This is a genomic window from Saccharopolyspora hordei, from assembly GCF_013410345.1.
Classification (GTDB): Bacteria; Actinomycetota; Actinomycetes; order Mycobacteriales; family Pseudonocardiaceae; genus Saccharopolyspora; species Saccharopolyspora hordei.
Window position 1 is genome coordinate 955,435 of the sequence record NZ_JACCFJ010000001.1, and the last position, 21,303, is coordinate 976,737.

General features: G+C 71.6%; 25 protein-coding genes. 9 read left to right on the forward strand and 16 right to left on the reverse strand.

Annotation, left to right across the window (positions count from 1 at the left end):
* The first annotated feature begins 156 nt into the window (after window positions 1–156).
* Window positions 157–1,035, forward strand: a complete 879-nt coding sequence (locus HNR68_RS04485) for a DUF8083 family protein (protein WP_179717910.1) — start codon at window positions 157–159, stop codon at window positions 1,033–1,035.
* Between the two features lie 4 nt (window positions 1,036–1,039).
* Here the strand turns inward: HNR68_RS04485 and HNR68_RS04490 are convergent, their stop codons facing one another.
* From HNR68_RS04490 to HNR68_RS04505, 4 genes are all read right to left on the reverse strand, one after another.
* A complete protein-coding gene (locus HNR68_RS04490) occupies window positions 1,040–1,843 on the reverse strand; it encodes a methyltransferase domain-containing protein (RefSeq protein WP_179717912.1) in 804 nt (267 codons plus the stop codon).
* A gap of 25 nt (window positions 1,844–1,868) precedes the next feature.
* Window positions 1,869–2,429, reverse strand: coding sequence for an RsiG family protein (locus tag HNR68_RS04495; RefSeq protein WP_179717914.1), 561 nt, complete (start codon window positions 2,427–2,429; stop codon window positions 1,869–1,871).
* Between the two features lie 75 nt (window positions 2,430–2,504).
* Entirely contained in the window at window positions 2,505–3,647 is a 1,143-nt protein-coding gene (ygfZ, locus tag HNR68_RS04500; protein WP_179717916.1) for a CAF17-like 4Fe-4S cluster assembly/insertion protein YgfZ, read from the reverse strand.
* Window positions 3,648–3,684: 37 nt separating this feature from the next.
* Entirely contained in the window at window positions 3,685–4,113 is a 429-nt protein-coding gene (locus HNR68_RS04505) for a Fur family transcriptional regulator (RefSeq protein WP_246330388.1), read from the reverse strand.
* 120 nt (window positions 4,114–4,233) lie between these two features.
* Between HNR68_RS04505 and HNR68_RS04510 the strand changes: the two genes are divergently transcribed.
* A complete protein-coding gene (locus HNR68_RS04510; protein WP_179717921.1) occupies window positions 4,234–5,082 on the forward strand; it encodes an aminodeoxychorismate lyase in 849 nt (282 codons plus the stop codon).
* 136 nt (window positions 5,083–5,218) lie between these two features.
* Here HNR68_RS04510 and HNR68_RS04515 read toward each other — a convergent pair whose 3' ends face one another.
* Window positions 5,219–5,860, reverse strand: a complete 642-nt coding sequence (locus HNR68_RS04515; protein ID WP_179717923.1) for a heme-binding beta-barrel domain-containing protein — start codon at window positions 5,858–5,860, stop codon at window positions 5,219–5,221.
* 224 nt (window positions 5,861–6,084) lie between these two features.
* On the opposite strand from HNR68_RS04515, the gene HNR68_RS04520 reads away from it, so the two are divergent.
* Window positions 6,085–6,831 (forward strand): class I SAM-dependent methyltransferase, encoded by a 747-nt coding sequence (locus HNR68_RS04520; protein ID WP_179717925.1) that lies wholly within the window; start codon window positions 6,085–6,087, stop codon window positions 6,829–6,831.
* Between the two features lie 60 nt (window positions 6,832–6,891).
* On the opposite strand, the gene HNR68_RS04525 is transcribed toward HNR68_RS04520, so the two are convergent.
* The 7 genes from HNR68_RS04525 to HNR68_RS04550 all read right to left on the reverse strand — a co-directional run bounded on the left by HNR68_RS04525 (window position 6,892) and on the right by HNR68_RS04550 (window position 10,905).
* Window positions 6,892–7,194 (reverse strand): DUF1416 domain-containing protein, encoded by a 303-nt coding sequence (locus tag HNR68_RS04525; protein WP_179717927.1) that lies wholly within the window; start codon window positions 7,192–7,194, stop codon window positions 6,892–6,894.
* Between the two features lie 78 nt (window positions 7,195–7,272).
* Entirely contained in the window at window positions 7,273–8,121 is an 849-nt protein-coding gene (locus HNR68_RS04530) for a sulfurtransferase (RefSeq protein ID WP_179717929.1), read from the reverse strand.
* Between the two features lie 30 nt (window positions 8,122–8,151).
* A complete protein-coding gene (locus HNR68_RS04535; RefSeq protein WP_179717931.1) occupies window positions 8,152–8,601 on the reverse strand; it encodes a DUF4395 domain-containing protein in 450 nt (149 codons plus the stop codon).
* A gap of 108 nt (window positions 8,602–8,709) precedes the next feature.
* On the reverse strand, window positions 8,710–8,784 hold the full coding sequence (locus tag HNR68_RS27560; RefSeq protein ID WP_350945149.1) for a putative leader peptide: 75 nt from the start codon (window positions 8,782–8,784) through the stop codon (window positions 8,710–8,712).
* A gap of 101 nt (window positions 8,785–8,885) precedes the next feature.
* The gene (locus tag HNR68_RS04540) at window positions 8,886–9,320 is read right to left on the reverse strand and encodes a thioredoxin domain-containing protein (RefSeq protein ID WP_179717933.1); all 435 of its coding nucleotides are present in this window, start codon (window positions 9,318–9,320) and stop codon (window positions 8,886–8,888) included.
* The gene (locus tag HNR68_RS04545) at window positions 9,317–10,120 is read right to left on the reverse strand and encodes an LmeA family phospholipid-binding protein (RefSeq protein ID WP_179717935.1); all 804 of its coding nucleotides are present in this window, start codon (window positions 10,118–10,120) and stop codon (window positions 9,317–9,319) included. Before HNR68_RS04545 ends, HNR68_RS04540 begins: the two co-directional genes overlap by 4 nt.
* A gap of 44 nt (window positions 10,121–10,164) precedes the next feature.
* Window positions 10,165–10,905, reverse strand: a complete 741-nt coding sequence (locus tag HNR68_RS04550) for an alpha/beta hydrolase (protein WP_343049935.1) — start codon at window positions 10,903–10,905, stop codon at window positions 10,165–10,167.
* A 203-nt stretch (window positions 10,906–11,108) separates the two neighbouring features.
* Between HNR68_RS04550 and HNR68_RS04555 the strand changes: the two genes are divergently transcribed.
* Window positions 11,109–11,855: a winged helix-turn-helix transcriptional regulator gene (locus HNR68_RS04555; RefSeq protein ID WP_179717939.1), complete on the forward strand. Its 747-nt coding sequence runs from the start codon at window positions 11,109–11,111 to the stop codon at window positions 11,853–11,855.
* 76 nt (window positions 11,856–11,931) lie between these two features.
* On the opposite strand, the gene HNR68_RS04560 is transcribed toward HNR68_RS04555, so the two are convergent.
* Window positions 11,932–12,702, reverse strand: coding sequence for a transposase family protein (locus HNR68_RS04560; RefSeq protein ID WP_179724518.1), 771 nt, complete (start codon window positions 12,700–12,702; stop codon window positions 11,932–11,934).
* A 277-nt stretch (window positions 12,703–12,979) separates the two neighbouring features.
* On the reverse strand, window positions 12,980–14,203 hold the full coding sequence (locus HNR68_RS04565) for an amino acid permease (RefSeq protein ID WP_179716360.1): 1,224 nt from the start codon (window positions 14,201–14,203) through the stop codon (window positions 12,980–12,982).
* 106 nt (window positions 14,204–14,309) lie between these two features.
* On the opposite strand from HNR68_RS04565, the gene mshD reads away from it, so the two are divergent.
* The 5 genes from mshD (at window position 14,310) to pstB (ending at window position 19,419) form a co-directional block, all read left to right on the forward strand.
* Window positions 14,310–15,266: a mycothiol synthase gene (mshD, locus tag HNR68_RS04570; protein WP_380575486.1), complete on the forward strand. Its 957-nt coding sequence runs from the start codon at window positions 14,310–14,312 to the stop codon at window positions 15,264–15,266.
* 212 nt (window positions 15,267–15,478) lie between these two features.
* A complete protein-coding gene (pstS, locus tag HNR68_RS04575) occupies window positions 15,479–16,591 on the forward strand; it encodes a phosphate ABC transporter substrate-binding protein PstS (RefSeq protein ID WP_179717943.1) in 1,113 nt (370 codons plus the stop codon).
* 218 nt (window positions 16,592–16,809) lie between these two features.
* Entirely contained in the window at window positions 16,810–17,721 is a 912-nt protein-coding gene (pstC, locus tag HNR68_RS04580) for a phosphate ABC transporter permease subunit PstC (protein ID WP_343049936.1), read from the forward strand.
* On the forward strand, window positions 17,718–18,632 hold the full coding sequence (gene pstA / locus HNR68_RS04585; protein WP_179717948.1) for a phosphate ABC transporter permease PstA: 915 nt from the start codon (window positions 17,718–17,720) through the stop codon (window positions 18,630–18,632). The genes pstC and pstA overlap by 4 nt, the downstream gene beginning before the upstream one ends.
* 10 nt (window positions 18,633–18,642) lie before the next feature.
* On the forward strand, window positions 18,643–19,419 hold the full coding sequence (pstB, locus tag HNR68_RS04590) for a phosphate ABC transporter ATP-binding protein PstB (protein WP_179717950.1): 777 nt from the start codon (window positions 18,643–18,645) through the stop codon (window positions 19,417–19,419).
* A gap of 153 nt (window positions 19,420–19,572) precedes the next feature.
* Here pstB and HNR68_RS04595 read toward each other — a convergent pair whose 3' ends face one another.
* Window positions 19,573–20,412, reverse strand: a complete 840-nt coding sequence (locus HNR68_RS04595; protein WP_343049937.1) for a helix-turn-helix domain-containing protein — start codon at window positions 20,410–20,412, stop codon at window positions 19,573–19,575.
* A 150-nt stretch (window positions 20,413–20,562) separates the two neighbouring features.
* Complete coding sequence (gene phoU / locus HNR68_RS04600; protein ID WP_179717955.1) at window positions 20,563–21,210, reverse strand: phosphate signaling complex protein PhoU; 648 nt, start codon at window positions 21,208–21,210, stop codon at window positions 20,563–20,565.
* Window positions 21,211–21,303: the final 93 nt, after the last annotated feature.

Sequence of the window (21,303 nt, forward strand, 5' to 3'; positions counted from 1 at the left end):
CGTTTCCTGTAACTACCGTACCGTGTCGAGGCGGTTGAACGCGACGTGGTGCCGAGTCTGAGTGGCCGTGTCTTGGGTGACGTCAGCCTCGCCGCCGTTCTGCCACGTCCGCGAGTCGGCGGCGGGCAGGTCCCGGCTGTCTGGCACGATGCTGCTGTGCCTGAGCCGTTCGTCGCCTACCTGAGGGTGTACGAGCCCTTGTCGTCCTTCGACGCACCGCTCCGCGAGGAGCTGGCGGCGGCGATCGACCGGGGTCCGGTGGACCCGTTCGACGCGGGGCTGCGGGAGCAGGACGTCTGGTTGCGCAGCCAGCTCGCCGCCCCGCCGCGCCTGCTGCCCGGGGAGGCGCCCGACGGCAGCGTGCAGGGCGAGCGGGACGTGCTGGTGCTCGACCCGGAGGAGGTGCCGACCGCGCCCGCGGCCACGGTCGGCCCGGCGCCGCTGGTCTGCCCGCTGGACCTGCGCGGCCGGGCCGCGGCGGCGCTGGTCGGGTTCCTGGGCGACGCGGAGCTGCCGCTGCGCGCGGCGGCGCTGTCGGTGCCCGCCGAGCAGGCCAAGGTGCGCGCCAGCGCGGTCGTCAGCGAGCTGGCCGGGAGCGCGGTGCACGTGCTGTCGTCGACCTGGACCGTGCCGCTGCCCTGGTTCGTGCTGGTGGACCCCGCGGAGCGCTGCGTGTTCACCGAGCGGGACCGCCGCCGCGTGTGCTGGCGGGTGGCGATGGCCGACGCCCGCCGCCGGGTGGCGCGGGCGCACGCGATCGGCCGCCAGTCGATCGGCGAGGAGGGCCCGACGCGGATCCTGCGCGAGACCGGGCGCTGGCTGGAGCGGTTCCACCCGCACTCGGCGGTCGAGCTGGACTACGGCGGCCTGGTGCAGCTGATGAGCGACAGCGACCTGGAGGCCGACACCTCGGCCGAGGACGTGCACGCGATCGTCGACGCCATGGAGGCCGACGACGCCGAGGAGGTGGCCACCCGCTACGAGGCGCTCCGCGACTTCTGGTCGGAGTTCGCCGCGCGGGAACGCCACAACTGACGCCTCAGGGGCGGCAGAGCACCTCGCCGTTGGGGACCGCGAACCAGCCGTCCTCGGCGTCGACCCAGGCGTGCCAGGCCGCCGCCAGGTCCTCCAGCTCCGCGCGGGTCGTCAGGCCGTGCCGCAGCGCCTGCTCGGCGAACGCGGACTCGCGGACGCGGTCCGCCCACAGCCCGCCCCACCAGGCGCGCTCGTCGGGCGTGGCGAAGCACCACGCGGTCGCGGTGCAGGTGACCTCCCGGAAGCCCGCCTCCCGCGCCCACGCCTTCAGCCGCGGGCCGGCGTCCGGGAACGCCCGGTTGCGGTGGGCGACCTCGCGGTAGAGCGCTTGCCAGCGGTCCAGGCCCGGGTTCTCGGGGAACCACCGCATGCCGCCGTAGTCCGCGTCGCGGGCCGCCACCACCCCGTCGGGTCGGCACACGCGCCGCATCTCGCGCAGCGCCGCCACCGGGTCGCTGAGGTGCTGCAGCACCTGGTGCGCGTGCACCACGTCGAACGAGCCGTCGGCGTGCGGCAGGTCGTGGACGTCGGCGCGGGCGAAGGTGACGTTGTCCAGGCCGCGTTCGGCCGCGCCGCGGCGCGCCGGCTCCAGCGGCTCCTCGACGTTGTCCACGCCCAGCACGCGCCCGGGCGCGACCAGGGCGGCGAAGTCGTGGGTGATCGTGCCGGGCCCGCAACCGACGTCGAGCACCTCGGTGCCCGGCCGCAGGTGCGGCAGCAGGTACGCGGCGGAGTTCTCGGCGGTGCGCCAGCGGTGCGAGCGCAGCACGCTCTCGTGGTGCCCGTGGGTGTAGGTGTCCCCGCTCATGCCGTGGCGTCCACTGTGGACGTGGTCATCGCCGGTCCCGCTCCTCTGCCAGCCGGTCGTCCACCGAGGCCGCGCCCTCGCGGTAGCGGCGGGCGATCTCGGCGTTGAGCCGGTCCACCACGGCCTGCACCTCGCGGCGGCGCTGGGACACCGAGTCCTCCTCGGCGGTGTAGGCCTGCAGCGCCTGCTCCAGCTTCGCCTCCGACAGCGAGGTCACGTCGGAGAGGTCGACGTCGGAGACCAGCGCCTCCACGTGCCTGCGGTGCGCCTCGGCCCGCGAGGGTTCGGTGGTCTGGTAGCGGCCGGAACCGGTCGCCGGTCCGACCGCGTTGTCCGACAGGATGTTCACCAACTGCTCGACCACCGAGGTCGAGCCGCCCTCGACCCGGCGCCGCTGCTCGGCGCGCACGATGTCGATCCGCGCGTGCAGCACGCGGCGCAGGTACGACAGGTCGGTCTCCTCCTGCGCCGCCTCGTCCCGCAGGGCGCGGACCTCGCTCAGCTCGAGGTTCTCGATACCACTGGTGTAGTCCGGGGACAGGACCCTGTCGATGCGGCGCCGTCCACCCGGGCGGACTTCGATCACGTGGCCATCCTCCGGCAACTCGGCGGAACTCGCCAACACTCCATGCGATGTCTTTGCGAAAGCGGAACCCGCCGGCTACCGGCCGCGCAGCCGCTCCACCGCGACCCGCCCCGGCGGTTCCCCGCTGTCCGGCGGCACCGAGTCGGGGTCGACCGCGGCGGCCACCGCCCGGTCCTGCTCCGGGTCCCCGGCGACGAGCTCGGCGTCCACCGGCGTCGACCGCTTGAGCAGCGCCAGCGCCACCGGGCCGAGCTCGTGGTGCTGCACCACGCTGCCGACCCGGCCGACCTTGCGGTCGCCGTGCCACACCGGGTCGCCGGTCTCCGGCTGCACCTCCACCGAGCCGTCCAGGTGCAGCAGCACCATGCGGCGCGGCGGCTTGCCCACGTTGTGCACCTTCGCCACGGTCTCCTGGCCGCGGTAGCAGCCCTTGGCCACGTGCGCCGCGACGTGCACCCAGCCCAGCTCGTGCGGGATCGCGCGGTCGTCGGTGTCCAGCCCGACCCGCGGCCGCAGCGCCTCCACCCGCAGCGCCTCGAAGGCGAGCGTGCCGGAGGGGCGGATGCCCGCGTCGGTCAGCTTCGTCCACCACTCGACCAGCGACTCGCGCGGCACCACCAGGTCGATCGTCGGCAGCGAGCGGAACGGCACGTTGCGGGCGAACCCGCCGCCGGGCAGCGCGGTCACCGCGTACGGCCGGGACGGCACCGCCGCGAACTGGGCGAGGACGCCGCCCGCGTCCGGGCCGAGCGCGGTGAGCACCGCGAGCTCCGCGGTGGCGTCCCGGGGCTCCACCTTCGACCAGAAGCGCATCGCCTCCAGGTACTCCAGCACGGTCTGCTTGCCGTCCACCCCGATGGTGGGCAGCGCGCTGGTCGCCATCGCGCCGGCCTCGGTGTCCAGGTACACCACGTCCTCGTGGTGGGCCACCATCAGGTGGCAGTCCACGCGGCCGTGGCTGTCCAGGACCAGCGCCTCGGTGCCCTGGCCGTCCGGCAGCTCGGTCATGTGCTGCGAGAGCACCAGGTGCAGCCAGCTCAGCCGCTCCTCGCCCGGCACCGCGATCACCTGCCGGTGCGAGCGGTCCACCAGCGCCGCGGAGCGGCTGGCGGAGCGCTGCTCGGCGAACGGGTCGCCGAAGTGCCAGGGCACGCCCACGTCCACCGCGTCCTCCGGTGCGGGCACCGCACCCGGCAGGTCCAACAGGGGTGAACTCATCAGCGCTCCTCGATGTGGTGGTGCGGCGTGCGGGCGGTCATCCCACCTCGGTCCTGCGGCAGTTCCGGCAGGTGCCGGAGAGCGCGAGGTGGTTGGCGTCCAGCTCGAAGCCGCGCAAGCGGTGCAGTCGCTCGGCCAGGTCGTCGAGCGTCTCGGTCGGCACCTCGTCGACCGCACCGCAGCGGTGGCAGGCGAGGTGGACGTGCTCGTGCTCCTCGACGGAGTACGTGGGCGCGCCGTGCCCGAGGTGCGTGTGCCGCACCAGGCCGAGCTCCTCCAGCAGGTCGAGCGCGCGGTACACGGTGGTGATGTTGACCGTGGAGGCGGTGCCCTGGACCTTCCGGCAGACCTGCTCGGGCGTGGCGTGGCCGAGCTCGCGAACGGCGTCGAGCACGAGCTGGCGCTGCGGCGTCATGCGCATGCCGCGTTGGTGCAGGGTGCTGCGCAGCGATGCCTCGTCGCTCAATGCCCGCTCCTGTGCTCGGCGCGCTCCGGTCGGCATGCTCGATCGTAACTCCGTGGCGAGGACTGCCCGACGTGCGCGACCCGGGCCGACACCGGGCGCCAGAAGCTCTACGCTCGCGGCATGCGCGTACTGGCACTTCTGGACGGGACGATCGTCGACCCGCAGGCACCGCTGTTCCGCGCCGATGACCTGGGGGTGACGCGAGGGGACGGGATCTTCGAGACGATCCTCGTCGCCGACCGCCAGCCGCGGGAGATCGGCCCCCACCTGGACCGGTTGGAGCGCTCCGCCGGGCTCATGCAGATGGAGCTGCCCGAACGCGCGGCCTGGGAGCGGGCGGTGCAGGCGGTGATCGACAACTGGCCGTGGGACACCGACCCGGAGATGGCCCTCAAGCTGGTGTGCACCCGCGGCATCGACGGCGGCGACGGCACGCCGCACGGCTTCGCGATGGGCATGCAGGTCGGCGAGGACACCCGGCGCAAGCGGCGGGACGGCGTCGCGGCGGTGACGCTGGAGCGCGGCTACGCGCCGGACCTCAAGGAACGCGCGCCTTGGCTGCTGCTGTCCGCCAAGACCCTGTCGTACGCGGTGAACATGGCCGCGATGCGGGAGGCGGAGGCGCGCGGCGCGGAGGAGGTCATCTTCACCGCGACCGACGGCTCGGTGCTGGAGGGCCCGACCTCGACGGTGGTGATCGCCCAGGGGAAGACCCTGCTGACCACCCCGCCGAGCTCCGGCATCCTCCAGGGCACCACGCAGGGAGCGCTGTTCCGCGCCGCGGAGCGGGCGGGGTGGCGGACCGAGGTGTCGAAGTTCCCGGCCTCGTCGCTGTTCGAGGCGGACGGGGTGTGGATGTGCTCCAGCGTCCGGCTGGTGACCCAGGTGCACACCATCGACGGCACCACGGTCAAGACCGACCCCGACCTCCACACGGAACTCACCGACCTCTACGAGTCCAACTACTGACCGTCCGCCCGGTGGGGTCACCGTCCCGGGCGGGACCGTGACCCCGGTCCGGCCCGGGTGCCGCACCGTGCCCGGCGGAACCGCGCGGAGCACACCCGTTCGGTGGAGGTGGGAGAGGCGCGCCTGCGGCGCGGGGTCAGCCGACGACGCGGTCGAGCTTGGCGGACAGCCGCGGCTGCAGCTCGTGCTCGGAGGTCGCGCGCTCCTCGACGTAGGCGAGCGCGCCCTCGACGACGCCGTAGAGCCGGCTGGCCGCGGCGACGTCCTCGCTGGTCGGGGTGCGCATCACGGCGTCGGTGCCGAACTCCCAGGTGGTCTGGTTCTTCGGCCGGCCGAAGAACATCTCCGCCACCCCGGTCTCGTGCAGCAGCAGCAGCTCGATGGTGTCGTCCGGCTGCGGGCGGAAGAAGCCGGTCTCGCGGAACGCCGGACCGACGACGTCGCCGCCCTCCCCGGTGAGCCGCCACGCGCGGCTCTCGTAGGTCAGGAACGGGCGGCCGTCGTGCGCGATGGTGACCTGCTGGAGGAAGCGGTAGGTCTCCGGGAGCGACGGGTGCGAGGCCTCGCCCTCACCGCGCCACACGCCCACCAGCGGCAGCAGCGACAGGCACGCGTCGTCCAGCGACGGCCCCATGCGCAGGTTGGCCGTGTCGCCGGGGCCGGGCAGGTCCTCGAACTCGGGCAGGTTCCGGTGCGCGGTGAGCTTGGCGCGCTCGGCGGCTGCGGCGACCGCGGCGTCTCCGCTGCCGCGCTGCGGTTCCTTCGGCGTGTCAGTCACGGTGAGGAGGCTACCGGTCGTCCCAGGTCAGTCCGTGAACAGGCGGTACACCACGTAGCAGGCGAACCAGATGGTGGCCACCGCGGCGAGGCCGACGAGGGTGACGAGGCCGTAGTGCAGGAAGTCGATAAGTTCCACGGGCAAAGGATAACCACCGAACGGGCCCGGCGGAGTGTGGCGTCGGGCATGATCTGGCGGGCACCGACGGCCGAGACGGGGAGCACATGGACTTCGACACGCTGCGCGAACGGGCGCTGGCCTTCCGCGAGGACCTGCTGGCGCGCAAGGAGGCGATCGCACCCAGCGACTTCGGCTGGTACCCGTACGACACGATGGCCAACATCTTCCACCTGGACGCCCTGCTCACCGGGCCCCAGCGGCAGGTGTTCGACCGGATCGCGGGCACCAGGGTCGCCGACATCGGCGCGGCCGACGGCGACTTCGGGTTCTTCCTGGAAGCCGAGCTGGGCTGCCAGGTGGACGTGATCGACAACGGGCCGACCAACTTCAACGGCCTGCGCGGCGCGCGGCGGCTGGTGACCGAGCTGGACTCGAAGGTCCAGGTGCACGAGATCGACCTGGACGCGCAGTTCGAGCTGCCCGCCGAGCACTACGGCGCGGTGTTCTTCCTCGGCCTGCTCTACCACCTGAAGAACCCGTTCTTCGTGCTCGAGCAGCTGGCCCGGCGCGCGGACCTGTGCTTCGTCTCGACCCGGATCGCGCAGCTCACCCCGGACGGCACCCGCATCCAGCAGCAGCCGGTGGCCTACCTGCTGGACCCGACCGAGGCGAACAACGACGCGACCAACTTCTGGATCTTCAGCGAGGCGGGGCTGCGCCGGCTGTTCGACCGCACCGGCTGGGAGGTGGTCGACTTCACCACGGTCGGCTGCACCGAGGACTCCAACCCCAGCGCCCAGGACCGCGACGAGCGCGCCTTCGCCCTGCTGCGCTCCAAGAACGCCCGCTGACGTGCGAAGAGGGCGTCCCCTGCCGAGCGGCAGGAGACGCCCTCCTCGTGGTCGCTGCCGTCAGGCGACGGCGATGTCCACCGCGTGGACACCGGGGCCCGACGTGGTGACGCTGGACTGGCCGTTGCCCTCGCGGTGCAGGGCCCGGACCGTCCAGTCACCCGGCGCGGCGTAGAAGCGGAAGTCGCCCTCCGGGGAGGAGACGACCTCCGCGGTGAACTCGCCGGAGGAGTCCAGCAGGCGGACGAAGGCGCCGCCGACCGGACGGTCCCCGGCCCGCACCTTCCCGGCCACCACGACCTGGTCGGTGTCCTCGGGCACCGCCGTCGCCGACTGCTGCGGGGCTCCGCATCCGCTGCTCATGCTCGTCTCTCCTTCGGGTCGAGGACCGCGGTCTCCACGCCGACCGGGTCCGTCGGTTCGGCCAGGGCTGCCCGGGTGTCAGTTCCCGGCGGACTCGGACGGGTTCTCGATCGGGACGCCCACCAGCGAGCCGTACTCGGTCCAGGAGCCGTCGTAGTTCTTGACGTTGGTGTTGCCGAGCAGCTCGCGCAGGACGAACCAGGTGTGCGAGGAGCGCTCGCCGATGCGGCAGTAGGCGATGGTGTCCTTGGAGGTGTCCAGCCCCGCCTCGGCGTAGATCTGCTTCAGCTCCTCGTCGGACTTGAAGGTGCCGTCCTCGTTCGCGGCCTTGCTCCACGGCACGTTGATCGCCGTCGGGATGTGGCCGGCGCGCTGCGCGGACTCCTGCGGCAGGTGGGCCGGGGCCAGCAGCTTGCCGGCGAACTCGTCAGGCGACCGCACGTCGACCAGGTTCTTCTTGCCGATCGCGTCGACGACCTCGTCGCGGAACGCGCGGATCGAGGTGTCCGGCTCCTGCGCCTTGTAGGTGGTGGCGGGCCGGTTCGGCTCCTCCTTGGTGAGCTCGCGGCCGTCGAGCTCCCACTTCTTGCGGCCGCCGTCGAGCAGCTTGACGTCGGCGTGCCCGTAGAGCTTGAAGTACCAGTAGGCGTAGGCGGCGAACCAGTTGTTGTTGCCGCCGTAGAGGATCACCGTGTCGTCGTTGCTGATGCCCTTGGCGGACAGCAGCTTCTCGAAGCCCTCGCGGTCGACGAAGTCACGGCGCACGTGGTCCTGGAGCTCGTTCTTCCAGTCCAGCTTGATGGCGCCAGGGATGTGGCCGCCGTCGTACGCGGTGGTGTCCTCGTCCACCTCGGCGAACACCACCCCGGGGGTGTTCAGGTTCTGCTCGGCCCACTCGGTGGAGACCAGGACATCTGCGCGGCTCATCGAGCGACTCCTTCGTTCATCGTCAGTGGATCAGCGGGTGTCTGGAGTGGACGCCCCGGCGGGCGCCAAGCGCCGGAGCACCAGGTACAGCTGGCAGCCGAGGCAGTAGCCGAACACCGCGTTGAGCAACGCGGCGACCAGCGCGAACACGTTCGCGACGATCCCCACGGTGGTCCACTCGGCGGCGTAGCCGACGGTGGCCACCAGGGCGAACACGAACCCGACCCCCTGGGAGAACCGGACGGGTTCCGGGTCCTCGCGCTCGGCCGGGTCGATCGGGGCGAGCCGCGGTTGCACTGCCTGCCGGTACACGAAGCCCCACGGGTTGAGCCGCATTCCGAGGAACGCGCACATGCCGAACAGCACCGTCTGGGCGGCCAGCACCCGCCAGCTGGTGGTGACCAGCCCCAAGGCGAGGATCACGCTGGTCACCCCGGCGGTGAAGCGGACGCCGCGCGGGTCGAGCGTTCCGACAGACATGGGACCTCCTGACTGTGGACTTCGGCTGCCGAGTCCGTCAGGCGGTGGGGACGCAGGCACTCGCGCCGCGGCACTGGCCGTGCGAGGTGCAGACGTACTACCGCCCGGTCAGTGTCCGCAACACAGGCTGCTACCCACGCGGCAGAGATCGACCGCGCGCCTTCGGGTCAGCAGTACATGCACGACCCGGAGGTTACCGCGTGGGCCGATCGGCGGGAAGGATGTTCACAGGGTGGGACGCCGTGGGGTGATCACCGCGGCACCGAACGCGCTGCTCGGGGCGGTCAGACGAGGTGCGGCTGCAGGGCGGCGGTCAGGTCGGTGCGGTTCGGCACACCGCTGATGCGGAACAGCTCACGGCCGCGCGCGTCGAGCACCAGGGTGGTCGGGGTGGTGTGCACGCGCAGCGGCGTGGACCACTCCGGGTGGTCGGTGAGGTCGACCTCCACGTGCCGCACCCCGTCGGTGCGCTGCGCGAAGTCGCTGAGCAGGATCCGGGTGTGGCGGCACGGGGCGCAGAAGGTCGTGGACAGCTGCAGCAGCGTCACCGCCGCGTCCGGCGCGTCGTCGAGGCGCTGCCGCAGCGCCTCGGGCAGTAGGTCGGTCACGTTCTCCCCGCCGTTGTTCGTGCGGACCTTGCCCTGCCGGGCCTTCCAGACCGCGCCGCCGAGCAGCGTCGCGGCCACGGCCACCAGCAGGGCCGCAACGCCCGGGCTCACTCGGTGGTCACCCCGTCCCCGCTGATCGTCACGTCGGTGGCGACGCCCTCGACGACCAGCGCGCCGCGCTCGGCGCGCACCCCGGTGGGCTCGACCTCGAACGGCAGCACGCCGGGGTCGAGGGTGGTGCTGAACTGGTCCAGCACCGACTTCTCGAAGATCGGCGGCAGCTCGATCGCGCCGAAGGTGCTGTTGTTCAGCTCCAGCTTGCGCGGCTCGATCTGCATCGTGCCGCCGACCAGCGACAGCACCGCGATGACCCGCACCTTGTTGTCCGAGCCCGCGATGTTCACGGTGCCGTCGAGCTGCACCACCGCCTTGGTGCGGTCGGTGCCGGCCGCGAGCTGCTCGTCGGCGGCGCTGAGCGAGCCGTCGTCGTCGGCCAGCGCGTCCTTGGTGGCCGGGTCGATGGTGAGGTCCTGGATGCCGATCAGCCGGGCCACGTCGGAGGCCCGGAGCTTCACCCGGCCGACCAGCTCGTCGACGGTGATGCGGTCGGCGGTGCCGGCGATCAGCTCGGACGTGGACACCTTCGCCCCGTGCAGGTCGGCCTCGATGCCGACCTCGTTGAACGGGCCCGCCTGCACCGCGTCGGCGGCCAGCTGCACGTCGCGGTAGTTGCCGGCGATGACCTGGGTGAGGAACGGGAAGCCGTTGATCCGCACCTCGGGGTTCTCGCGCAGCCGCATCTGCTCGGCGACCTTCTTCGAGACCTGGTACTCGGCGATGGCCGCGCCGCCGAAGTCGGCCGCGACCAGCAGGCCCACCACGATCACGAGAGCGATGACGAGCTTCTTCACCGAGCGGTCCGTTCTGTCGAGGGCGGCGGACGGGCGGTGGCGCGCTAGCGGTCGCCACGATCGGGTGGGCCCACTGTAACGGCCGCCCACCGCGCGATGCGGTCCACCAAGTCCGGGGTGGTCGCGCTCTCGGCGTGCCGCATGCCCTCTTCCAGCCACAACTCGCCGCCGCCCGCTTCGCTGAGCGCGACCGCGTCGGCCGCCGGGAAGTAGTGGTCTTGCGCACCGTGCACGATGAGCTGCGGCACTCGGATGCGGGAGACCAGCTCGATCGGCGAGACCGGCACCTCGGTCCAGGGCGGGGCGAGGCGGACGCCGAGCAGCCGGGCGCTCCACCGGCCGTGCGGCTGTTCCAGCAGCCAGTGCACCCGGCGCATCGCGGGCGTGTCGCGCACCCACCAGCGGGCGGGGCTGCTCACCGCGACCACCGCGTCCGGCGGCGTGCCCAGCGCGGCTTGTCGGAGCACCACGGACCCGCCGAGCGAGAAGCCGATCGTGACGATCGTGCGGCAGCCGAGCTCGCGCAGTCGCGCCGCGGCGGCGTCGATGTCCAGCGCCTCGGCCGGGCCGACGGTGGTGCGGCCGCCGGACCTGCCGTGGCCGCGGAAGTCGACCGCGAGCACCGGGGCGTGCCGGGCCAGCCGGTGCACGATCCGCTGCATCGCGGGCTTGCGGGTGTGGTTGGTGAAGCCGTGCCCGACCACGAACCCCAGGTCGGCGGGCAGCCCAGGACCGGGCAGCAGCAGGCCGCACAGCGCGGTGCCGTCGGCGGCCGACAGCGCCACCGGGCGGGGACGACACATGGGTGAAACACGGCGTCCACTGCCGTTCACAAATGTGACGCGGCCCGTCGGACCTGGGTTTTTCGAGCGCATGTCGGTTATTCTCCTTGCCATCCACAGGCAACGACGCCGAGTCATGCGCCCGTGCGGCTGGCCAATCGCTGACCGGACGTCGGGTTCCCGCCTTGGGGACGGAGGCCCTCCAGATGAGCTCCGAACTGCTGCTTCTCACCAGTGAACCGGACTGCGACAGCGCCCTGCCGGCGCTCTCGCTGCTGCCGCACCGGGTGCGCGTGCTGCCGGCCGACCCGGGCTCGGTCCTGCCGGGCGGTGCGCACGACGTGATCGTGGTCGACGCCCGCACCGACCTGGCCGGTGCCCGCGACCTGTGCCGTCTGCTGTCGGCCGGTGACGTGCCGGTGGTCGCCCTGGTCAACGAGGGCGGGCTGGTGACGATCAGCGCGGAGTGGGGGGTCGACGAGATCCTGCTGCCGAGCACCGGCCCGGCGGAGGTCGACGCGCGGCTGCGCCTGCTCACCTCGCGGCGCGGCGACGCGGCCGGCAGCGGTGACGGGACGCTGACCGTCGGTGACCTGGTGATCGAGGAGTCCACCTACACCGCGCGGCTGAAGGGCCGGGCGCTGGAGCTCACCTACAAGGAGTTCGAGCTGCTCAAGTACCTGGCCCAGCACGCGGGCCGGGTGTTCACCCGCGCCCAGCTGCTGCAGGAGGTGTGGGGCTACGACTTCTTCGGCGGCACCCGCACCGTGGACGTCCACGTCCGGCGGCTGCGCGCGAAGCTGGGTCCGGAGCACGACGCGATGATCGGCACGGTCCGCAACGTGGGCTACAAGTTCGTCCGTCCCGCCCGCCCCACCAACCCGGTCGAAGCCGAGGAGGCCGAGGCCACGGCGACGGCCACCCCGGACCGCGCAACCGTCCCGGCCACCTGAGGCCATCCCCACACCTCGCCCGTCGTCGTCCGCAACTGCCATTGAGGTTGGACGTGCGATTTCAAATGAGGTTTTTTCATCGTGTTTGGTGTTCGAGGGTGAGGATGGCTTGGGCGAGGGTGGTGACGTGGTGGGGGCTGCAGCGGACGCGGTCGAGGACGTGCCAGTTCTTGAGGGTGGCGAAGCCGCGTTCGCCGTGGCAGCGGATGCGGGCGTGGGCGGTGTTGGCGTCGGTGTAGGGCGTGGTCAGGGGCCCGTGCCAGCTCTTGTAGGGGGTGATCACGCCGGGCGCGAGTTTGTGGTAGCCGCGGTCGGCCAGCAGCCAGATCCCGGCTTTCTCGGCCAGCTCGGGGATGCGGTGGGCGCGGGCGGCGCTGGTGTCGTTGACCGACCCGGCGGGCAGGCCCGGTGAGATCCAGATCAACCTGCCGTAGGGGTCGGTGAGTCCTTGCAGGTTGATGGCGTGATGGCGGTGTTTGCCGGAGTAGAACGGGCGGTTGGCCGCCACACGGTTGATGCGGATCTCGGTGCCGTCGAGGATGGCGAAGTTGTTGTGCGTCCAGGCCAGCCGCCACAACGCCGCCTGCAGCGAGGGGGCACGCCCGGCCAGCAGCCGGGTGGTTTCGTGGATGTAGCGGTAGACGGTGGCCACCCCGATGCCGAACCCGGCGGCCAGCCGCGCGTAGGTGTCGCCATGCCGCAGAAACGCCAGCACCAGTCGTGCCTGCTCATGGGCAGCCAGCTTGCGCCACCGCGACCCCACAGCCCTGCGGTGCGCCCGCAGCAGGTCGGCGACATACCGCAGCGTGGTAGTGGACAGATCGATCGTCGACGGATACAACAACACCCGAAGCTCCTGGCGCGCTGGTTTGATCTTGGTCGACAACCCAGCTACCAGGAGCTTCACCACTTTCCCCGCACCGACACGCCACACCCACCCAACCAGACACCAAGTTGAAAAAACCTCATTGAAGTTGCGTCTCTGTCCACAGCGGACGGTGGTTGTCCCCATCTGTCGGCGTGTCGGGGTCCGACACGCCGGTGGTGTGTCGAGAGGACGTTCCGGTGGCGTGAACGTCCGGTCCGGTGTCGTGAACGTCTGGTCCGGTGGTGTGAACGTCTGGTCACCGTGCCCGTCGGTGGTGCCAGGTGCGGAGGGTCGTGCCCACGGCGAAGCAGGTGAGGCCTGCGAGGACCGAGGTCCAGGGCAGGGTGAGGGCGAGTACCGCGCAGCCCGCCAGGCCCAGGGCCGGGAGGACGCGGGGGAACCAGCGCTGGTCGGGCCGCAGGGTGAGCGCCGCGGCGTTGGCGATGGCGTAGTAGACCAGCACCCCGAACGACGAGAACCCGATCGCGCCGCGCAGGTCCACGAGCAGCACCAGCACCACCACCGCCGCGGTGACCAGCAGGTCCGCGCGGTGCGGGGTGGCGAAGCGCGGGTGCACCGCGGCCAGCGGCGCGGGCAGGTCCCCCTCCCGGGCCATCGCCAGCGTCGTCCGGCCCACCCCGGCGAGCAGCGCGAGCAGGGCGCCGAGCGCCGCCACCCCGGCGCCGACCACGGCGAACGGCGCGAGCTGCGGCAGGTCGCCCGCGCGCACCGCGTCGGCCAGCGGGGCCGACGACGTCGCGAGACGCGGCCCGAGGGCCACCAGCAGCGTGCTCCCCACCACGACGTACAGGCACACCACGATCCCGAGCGCGAGCGGGATGGCGCGCGGGATCGTGCGCTCCGGGTCGCGGACCTCCTCGCCGAGCGTCGCGATGCGGGCGTAGCCCGCGAAGGCGAAGAACAGCAGACCGGCGGCCTGCGGCACGCCCAGCGGTGCGGGCGGCAGCGCCGAGGCGGGCGCCGAGGCGCCGCCGAGCCACACCGCGAGCAGTGACGCGGCCAGCGCGGCGAGCGTCAGCGCGAGCAGGACGCGGGCGAGCCTCGCGGTGCGCGTGATGCCGGCGCAGTTCACCGCGCCCAGGGCGGCGGCGAACACCGCCGCGACGGGCCCGGCGTGGTCCGGCACCAGGTACTCGGCGGCGGTGAGGGCCATCGCCGCGCAGGAGGCCGTCTTGCCGATCACGAAGCCCCAGCCCGCCAGGAAGCCCCACAGCGGGCCGAGGCGTTCCCGGCCGTACACGTAGGTGCCGCCCGCCGCCGGGTGCAGCGCGGCCAGCGCGGCCGAGCTGCTCGCGTTGCAGAACGCGACGACCGCCGCCAGCAGCAAGCCGACCAGCAGCGCCGAGCCCGCCGCTGCCGCAGCCGGGGCGAAGGCGCTGAACAACCCCGCTCCGATCATGGAGCCGAGGCCGATCACCACGGCGTCCGCCGTGGTCAGCCGTCGGTGCAGTGGGGGCACGTGTCCTCGCTTCCAGACCGGTCGCACCACTCTCGACCGGGCCCCGCGCGCACCGCAAGCGCTCGGCGTGCGCCACGGGCGCGCGGGGCTGGGTAACGTCGGGGGCGTGCAGCTGACGTGGCGGAATGGACTGGACAGCAGCGAAGCGGCCGAGGTCATGGGCCTGCTCGACAAGACCGAGAAGGCCGACGGGGTGGCGCCCGTCGGCGAACACGTGATCCTGCGCCTGAAGGCGCACCGCGACCTCACCCGGCAGATCGAGCCGGTGCAGGCCGACGTCCGCTCCGAGCACTTCGTGCTGCGGGACACCCACACCGACGCCCTCATCGGGTACGCGCACCTGGACACCGAGCACGAGGGGACGACCGGCCAGCTGGTCGCCGAGCTGGCCGTGGACCCCGACCACCGCCGCAAGGGCGCGGGCACGCGCCTGGTCGAGGCGCTGCTGGAGCGCGCGGAGCTGTCCCTCGACCCCGCCCCGGACACGGCCAAGCTGCGGATCTGGTCGCACGGCGAGCTCCCGGGCGCGGTGCGGCTGGCCGAGCGGTACGGGTTCAGCCGTCCCCGCGAGCTGTGGCGGATGGGACGGGACCTGGCCGAACCGGAGCTGCCGGAGGTCGAGCTGCGCGAGGGCGTGCGGCTGCGCACCTTCCGGCCGGACCGCGACGAGGCCGCCGTGGTCGCGGTCAACCACCGGGCGTTCTCCTGGCACCCCGAGCAGGGCGGGATGACCGAGCAGGACCTGCGGGTCAAGGAGCGCGAGGACTGGTTCGACCCGGCCGGCTTCTTCCTCGCCGTGGACGAGCGCGACCAGCTGCTCGGCTTCCACTGGACGAAGGTGCACCCCGACGGCACCGGGGAGGTCTACGTCGTCGGCGTCGACCCGGACGCGCAGGGCGGCGGCCTGGGGCGGTCACTCACGGTGGCCGGATTGCGGCACCTCCACGACACTGGGTGCCCGCGGGTGATGTTGTACGTCGAGGCGGACAACGCCCCCGCGGTCTCGGTGTACCGGCGGTTGGGGTTCGAGAAGTGGGACGTGGACGTGCAATTCGGACGGTGATCGCCGCCGTGCGGTGCGTCACCGCAATTCTCGTTCGGTTCCCCCGGAGGGATGTGCGTCTGCTTACTAAGCGTGCCTTGTTCACCTCGCGTTCACCTCGATGGCGAGGGCCGTCCACCCCGGCTCCTTAACGTCCGTGTCTGGGCGGCTGGGAGCACGGGCGGACCGGGCCCGCCGCGCCCGCGCAGGTCCTTTCCGAGTGGAGGAGCGAAGTGACGATCAAGCGGCACAGCGCTGCGTCGGCCGTTCTCACCGCGGGCGCGCTCGTGCTCGCCGGCTGCGGCACCGACCAGAACGTCCCGCCGGGCGGCGGCAACCCGGCCCTGCAGTCGCTGCAGGTGGAGTGCGGCACCAAGTCGGTCTCGGGAGAGGGCTCCTCGGCGCAGAAGAACGCGGTCGACGTCTTCGCCCGTGACTACGGCCTCAAGTGCGAGGAGAACGTCAACTACACCAAGTCCGGGTCCGGCAAGGGCGTGGCCGCCTTCACCGCGGGCCAGGTCGACTTCGGCGGCTCCGACTCACCGCTGAGCGAGGAGAAGGGCGAGGTCGCCGAGGCCGCCCAGCGCTGCGGGGGCAACCCGGCGTGGAACCTGCCGATGGTCTTCGGCCCGGTCGCCATCGCCTACAACCTCGAGGGCGTCACCGACCTGACCCTCAACGCCGACGTCATCGCCAAGATCTACCAGGGCCAGATCACGAAGTGGGACGACCCGGCGATCCAGGCGCTGAACCCGGGCGCGCAGCTGCCGGCCACCGACATCGTCCCGTTCTTCCGCTCCGACGAGTCCGGCACCACGGAGAACTTCCAGAAGTACCTGGCCACCGCCACCGGCGGCTCCTGGACCGGCAAGGGCAAGACCTTCCAGGGCGGGCCGGGCGTCGGCCAGGGCCGGGAGGGCAGCGACCAGGTGTCGCAGTCGGTGAAGGCCACCCCGGGCGCCCTCACCTACGTCGAGTGGTCGTTCGCCAAGAACCTCGGCCTGGGCCAGGCCAAGATCGACAGCGGTGCGGGCCCGGTCGAGCTGACCACCGAGAACGTCGCCAAGGCCATCGAGAGCGCCGAGATCGAGGGCGAGGGGCACGACCTGCGCGTCCGCCTCGAGTCGATCTACGGCAACGAGCAGCCCGGCGTCTACCCGATCGTGCTGAACACCTACGAGATCGTGTGCTCCAAGGGCTACGACCCGGAGACCGCGAAGTCGGTCAAGGCGTTCCTCACGGTCGCGGCGCACGCCGACCCCGAGCAGCTCCAGGCGTCCGGCTACGTGCCGCTGCCGGACGGCTTCAAGTCCAAGGTCCTCGAGGCCGTCAACGCGATCTCCTGACTTGACCTGGGTCGCACCCGACCTGGTCGAACAACGGGTCGAACCGACGAAGTGAGAGGCTGCGAACAGCAGTGACCGACTCGACGAGAGCCGATCTGCGCCCCGCGGACACCGTTCCCGGTGCCTCGCGGGGCGCGTCGGCGCCCAGCTCTGGACCGGAGGCTCCCATTTCCGCTCCCGACACCTCCGCGGGCAAGACGCACCGGCTCGGCGACCGCGTGTTCTCCACCATCGCCACGGCCTCCGGCGCCTTCATGGTCGCCCTGATCGCCGCGATCGCGATCTTCCTGCTCATCCGCGCCGTGCCGTCGCTGCAGGTCAACGAGGCGAACTTCCTGTTCAGCCGGGAGTGGGACACCCGCGACCCGGACAGCCTGAAGTTCGGCATCCTCGACCTGGCCTGGGTGACCGTGGCCAGCTCGCTGGTCGCGCTGGTCATCGCGATGCCGCTGTCCTGCGGGATCGCCCTGTTCCTCACCCGCTACGCCCCGCGCAGCCTGGCCCGGCCGTTCGCCTACATCGTCGACCTGCTGGCGGCGGTGCCGTCGGTGGTCTACGGCCTGTGGGGCTTCATGGTCCTCGGGCCGGTGCTGCGGCCGGTGGCCCTGTGGCTGAACGAGTACCTCGGCTGGATCCCGCTGTTCGCCGAGGGCAACGTGCGCCCGATGGGCCTGGGCACCGACATCTTCACCGCCGGCATCGTGCTCGCCGTGATGATCATCCCGACGATCACCGGCGTCACCCGCGAGGTCTTCGCCCGGACCCCCAACCAGCAGATCGAGGGCGCGCTCGCGCTCGGCGCCACCCAGTGGGAGGTCGTGCGGACCACGGTGTGGCCGTTCGGCCGCAACGGGTTCATCGGCGGCTCGATGCTGGGCCTGGGCCGCGCGCTGGGCGAGACGATGGCGCTGACCATCATCCTCAGCTCCACCAGCGCCCCGCCCGGCTACAGCATCTTCGACGCCGGCGCCACGTTCGCCTCCAAGATCGCGCTGGGCTCCGCGGAGTTCAACAACAACATGCAGGTCGGCGCCTACATCGCGGCGGGGCTGGTGCTGTTCGTCATCACCTTCGCCGTCAACGCCATCGCGCGTTGGATCGAGAGCGCCAGCGGCAAGGGGAAGGCATGAGGACCGACACCGCTGACGTGGAGCAGCCGGCCACGCCCCCGGCGTTCCAGCGCATCAGCTTCGCGCGCAAGTTCAAGAACAACCTCGCCACCACGCTGTTCGCCGCGGCGTTCGTCATCGCCGTGGTCCCGCTGCTGTGGGTGTTGTGGACGCTGCTGGAGCGCGGCCTCACGCCGGTGCTCAGCACCACCTGGTGGACCCACTCGTTCAACGGCCTGCTGCCCGAGGACTTCGGCGGCGGCATCTACCACGCCTTGGTCGGCACCCTGCTCGAAGGCCTGGTGTGCCTGGTGATCTCGGTGCCGCTGGGCATCATGGTCGGCATCTACCTGGTCGAGTACGGGCGGCAGTCGCGGTTCGCGAAGGTGGCCACGTTCATGGTGGACGTCCTCAGCGGCCTGCCGTCGATCGTGGCCGGCCTGTTCATCTACGCGCTGTGGATCACCACCTTGGGCTTCACCCGCAGCGGGTTCGCGGTGGCGCTGGCGCTGCTGCTGCTCATGGTCCCGGTGGTCGTCCGGGTCACCGAGACCATGCTGCTGATCGTGCCGGACGAGCTGCGCGAGGCGGCGTACGCGCTCGGCCTGCCGAAGTGGAAGACGATCGTGAAGATCGTGCTGCCCACGGCGCTGTCCGGCATCCTGACCGGCATCATGCTCGGCCTGGCCCGCGTGCTGGGCGAGACCGCACCGCTGCTGATCCTGGTCGGCTACTCCTCGTCGATCAACTTCAACCTGTTCCAGGGCGAACTGGCGTCGCTGCCGCTGACCATCTACATGGAGCGCAGCACCGGCACGGAGGCCGGTGACTACCGGATGTGGGGCGCCGCGCTGACCCTCGTCATCGTCATCATGCTGATCAACCTGGTCGCGTCGCTGCTGTCGAAGCTCTTCGCGATCAAGACGAAGTAGGGACCGAAACATGGCCAAGCGTCTCGACATCAAGGACCTGAACCTGTATTACGGCAAGTTCCACGCCGTGCAGGACGTGACCCTGCAGGTGCCCGCCCGCAGCGTCACGGCCTTCATCGGTCCGTCCGGGTGCGGCAAGTCGACCGTGCTGCGCGCGCTGAACCGGATGCACGAGGTGGTCCCGGGCACCCGCGTCGAGGGCAAGGTGATGCTCGACGGCGAGGACATCTACGCCAGCGACGTGGACCCGGTGCAGGTGCGCAAGACCATCGGCATGGTGTTCCAGCGGGCCAACCCGTTCCCGACGATGTCGATCCGGGACAACGTGGTGGCCGGCCTGAAGCTGGCGGGCGAGAAGGACAAGAAGAAGCTCGACGAGGTCGCCGAGCAGGCGCTGCGCGGCGCCAACCTGTGGGACGAGGTCAAGGACCGGCTGAACAAGCCGGGCGGCGGCCTCTCCGGTGGTCAGCAGCAGCGGCTGTGCATCGCGCGGGCCATCGCGGTGCGCCCGGACGTGCTGCTGATGGACGAGCCGTGCTCGGCGCTGGACCCGATCTCGACGCTGGCGATCGAGGACCTCATCGCGAACCTCAAGCAGGACTACACGATCGTCATCGTCACCCACAACATGCAGCAGGCGGCGCGGGTGAGCGACCAGACCGCGTTCTTCAACCTGCGCGCGGTGGGCGAGCCGGGCCAGCTGGTGGAGATCGACGAGACGGGCAAGATCTTCTCCAACCCGTCCCAGAAGGCCACCGAGGACTACATCTCCGGCCGTTTCGGCTGATCCGGAGCAGCGCCCGGAGGCCCGGGACGGGGGAACCGCCGGCCCTCCGCTCGCCGCTGGGGCCCGCAGTCCTGCCGGGGGCTGTGGGCTCGGTCCTGCGCCGCGGACCTGGCAGGTCGCTGCCGATGCCCCCCGGCGCGACCGGGTGAGCCCTCAGCCGGGGAGTTCGTCGGCGACGGCGGAGATGAAGGCGCTGGAGTCCTTGGGGGTGAGGGCTCGGGCGCAGACCCGCTCGAAGGCCTTGAGGTAGTCCGCGGTGTCGGCCGGCTTGTCGAGGAACCGGGAGTTCGCCGAGTCACCGAGGTGCACCACCTGCGGGTCGGCCTCGTCCGGGAACGAGAACACCGCGATCCGGTCCCCCATCAGCGGGTGCCCGCCCACCCGGAACGGCAGCACCTGGATGGTCACGTTGCGCCGGTAGCCGAGCAGCACCAGGTGCTCCAGCTGCTGGCGCATCACCCCGGGGCCGCCGACCGCGCGCCGCAGCGCGGCCTCGTCCAGCACCGCCCACAGCTCCAGCGGCTGCTCGCCGAGCAACCGCTGCTGGCGCGTCGAGATCACGGTGAGCCGCTCCTGCAGCTCCTCCGCCGTGCGCGGTTGCGCGTCCGCGGTGAGCAGGGCGCGGCTGTAGTCGGCGGTCTGCAGCAGCTCCGGCAGCGGGTCCGCGCCGTAGCAGCTCACCGCCTTCGCGGCGGTCTCCAGGCCGAGGTAGGTCTGCAGCCCCGGGCGCTGCGCGGTGCTCGGGTACTGCTGCCACCAGCCGCGCTGCTTGGAGTCCTGCGCGAGGTCCACCAGCGCGGCGAGCTGCTCGGCGGTCGCGCCGTAGAACTCGGCCATCAACCGCACGTCCGAGGTGCGGACGGGGACCCGGCCGAGCTCGATCTGGCTGATCTTGCCCTGGGAGCAGTCCAGGTGGGCGGCGACCTCGCGGTGCGTGCGGCCCGCGGCCTCGCGCAGCCGCCGCAGCTCGCTGCCCAGGCGTCGTCTGTGCACGGTCGGACTACCGCGCATCGGGCACCCCATCGGCCGCAGTTCGGTTCCGTCTCACCCGGACCAGGATCGCACAGGACGATGACAGCATCGAGTGTCGAGAGCGACTACTAATACTTCCCCGGCAGCGAGTCGGTGACCTGCGGCGACGGCTCAGGCGTTCGGCATCTTCCCGGTCACGATGAACACCACCCGGCGAGCCACCGACACCGCGTGGTCGGCGAAGCGCTCGTAGAACCGGCCGAGCAGCGTCACGTCGACCGCGGCCGCCACGCCGTGCTCCCACTCGGGGCTCATCATCACGGTGAACAGGTGGCGGTGGAGGTCGTCCATCTCGTCGTCGTCCTCCTCCAGACCCCGCGCGGCCTCCACGTCCTGGGTCTGGATGACGTCCCGCGCGCGGCCGGCGAGCTTGACCGCGATGCGGCCCATCTCGGCGAAGTACGGCTGCACGTCCGGCGGGAGCACCGCGTTCGGGTGGCGGCGGCGCGCGGTCTTGGCCACGTGCAGCGCCAGGTCGCCCATCCGCTCCAGGTCCTCGGCGGTGTGGATGGTGGAGATGACCGTGCGCAGGTCGCCGGCGACCGGGGCCTGCAGCGCCAGCAGGCCGAAGGCGTGCTCCTCGGCGCGGGCCCGCGCCTCGTCGACCTGGGTGTCGTCCTCGATGACCCGCTCGGCGAGCTCCAGGTCGGCCTCCAGGAGAGCCTTGGTGGCGCGCTCCATGGCGGTGCCGACCATGGCCGACATCGAAGCGAGTTCTTCGGCGAGCTCGCCGAGCTGTTCCTGGTAGACCTCACGCATGCCGCCCAGAGTACTTCCAGCGGCCGTCCGGCAGGGTGCCCCGTGGTGAACCACCGGTGAACACGCCATGAGGGGCAGCTGGCGTCGTGAGTG

Excerpts from the sequence above, each read along its gene's own strand:
- phoU (WP_179717955.1), bottom strand. The coding sequence starts at position 21,210 with ATGCGTGAGGTCTACCAGGAACAGCTCGGCGAGCTCGCCGAAGAACTC.
- HNR68_RS04535 (WP_179717931.1), bottom strand. The coding sequence starts at position 8,601 with ATGTCTGTCGGAACGCTCGACCCGCGCGGCGTCCGCTTCACCGCCGGG.
- pstA (WP_179717948.1), top strand. The coding sequence starts at position 17,718 with ATGAGGACCGACACCGCTGACGTGGAGCAGCCGGCCACGCCCCCGGCG.
- HNR68_RS04490 (WP_179717912.1), bottom strand. The coding sequence starts at position 1,843 with ATGAGCGGGGACACCTACACCCACGGGCACCACGAGAGCGTGCTGCGC.
- HNR68_RS04510 (WP_179717921.1), top strand. The coding sequence starts at position 4,234 with ATGCGCGTACTGGCACTTCTGGACGGGACGATCGTCGACCCGCAGGCA.
- HNR68_RS04525 (WP_179717927.1), bottom strand. The coding sequence starts at position 7,194 with ATGAGCAGCGGATGCGGAGCCCCGCAGCAGTCGGCGACGGCGGTGCCC.
- HNR68_RS04520 (WP_179717925.1), top strand. The coding sequence starts at position 6,085 with ATGGACTTCGACACGCTGCGCGAACGGGCGCTGGCCTTCCGCGAGGAC.
- pstB (WP_179717950.1), top strand. The coding sequence starts at position 18,643 with ATGGCCAAGCGTCTCGACATCAAGGACCTGAACCTGTATTACGGCAAG.
- HNR68_RS04555 (WP_179717939.1), top strand. The coding sequence starts at position 11,109 with ATGAGCTCCGAACTGCTGCTTCTCACCAGTGAACCGGACTGCGACAGC.
- HNR68_RS04530 (WP_179717929.1), bottom strand. The coding sequence starts at position 8,121 with ATGAGCCGCGCAGATGTCCTGGTCTCCACCGAGTGGGCCGAGCAGAAC.
- ygfZ (WP_179717916.1), bottom strand. The coding sequence starts at position 3,647 with ATGAGTTCACCCCTGTTGGACCTGCCGGGTGCGGTGCCCGCACCGGAG.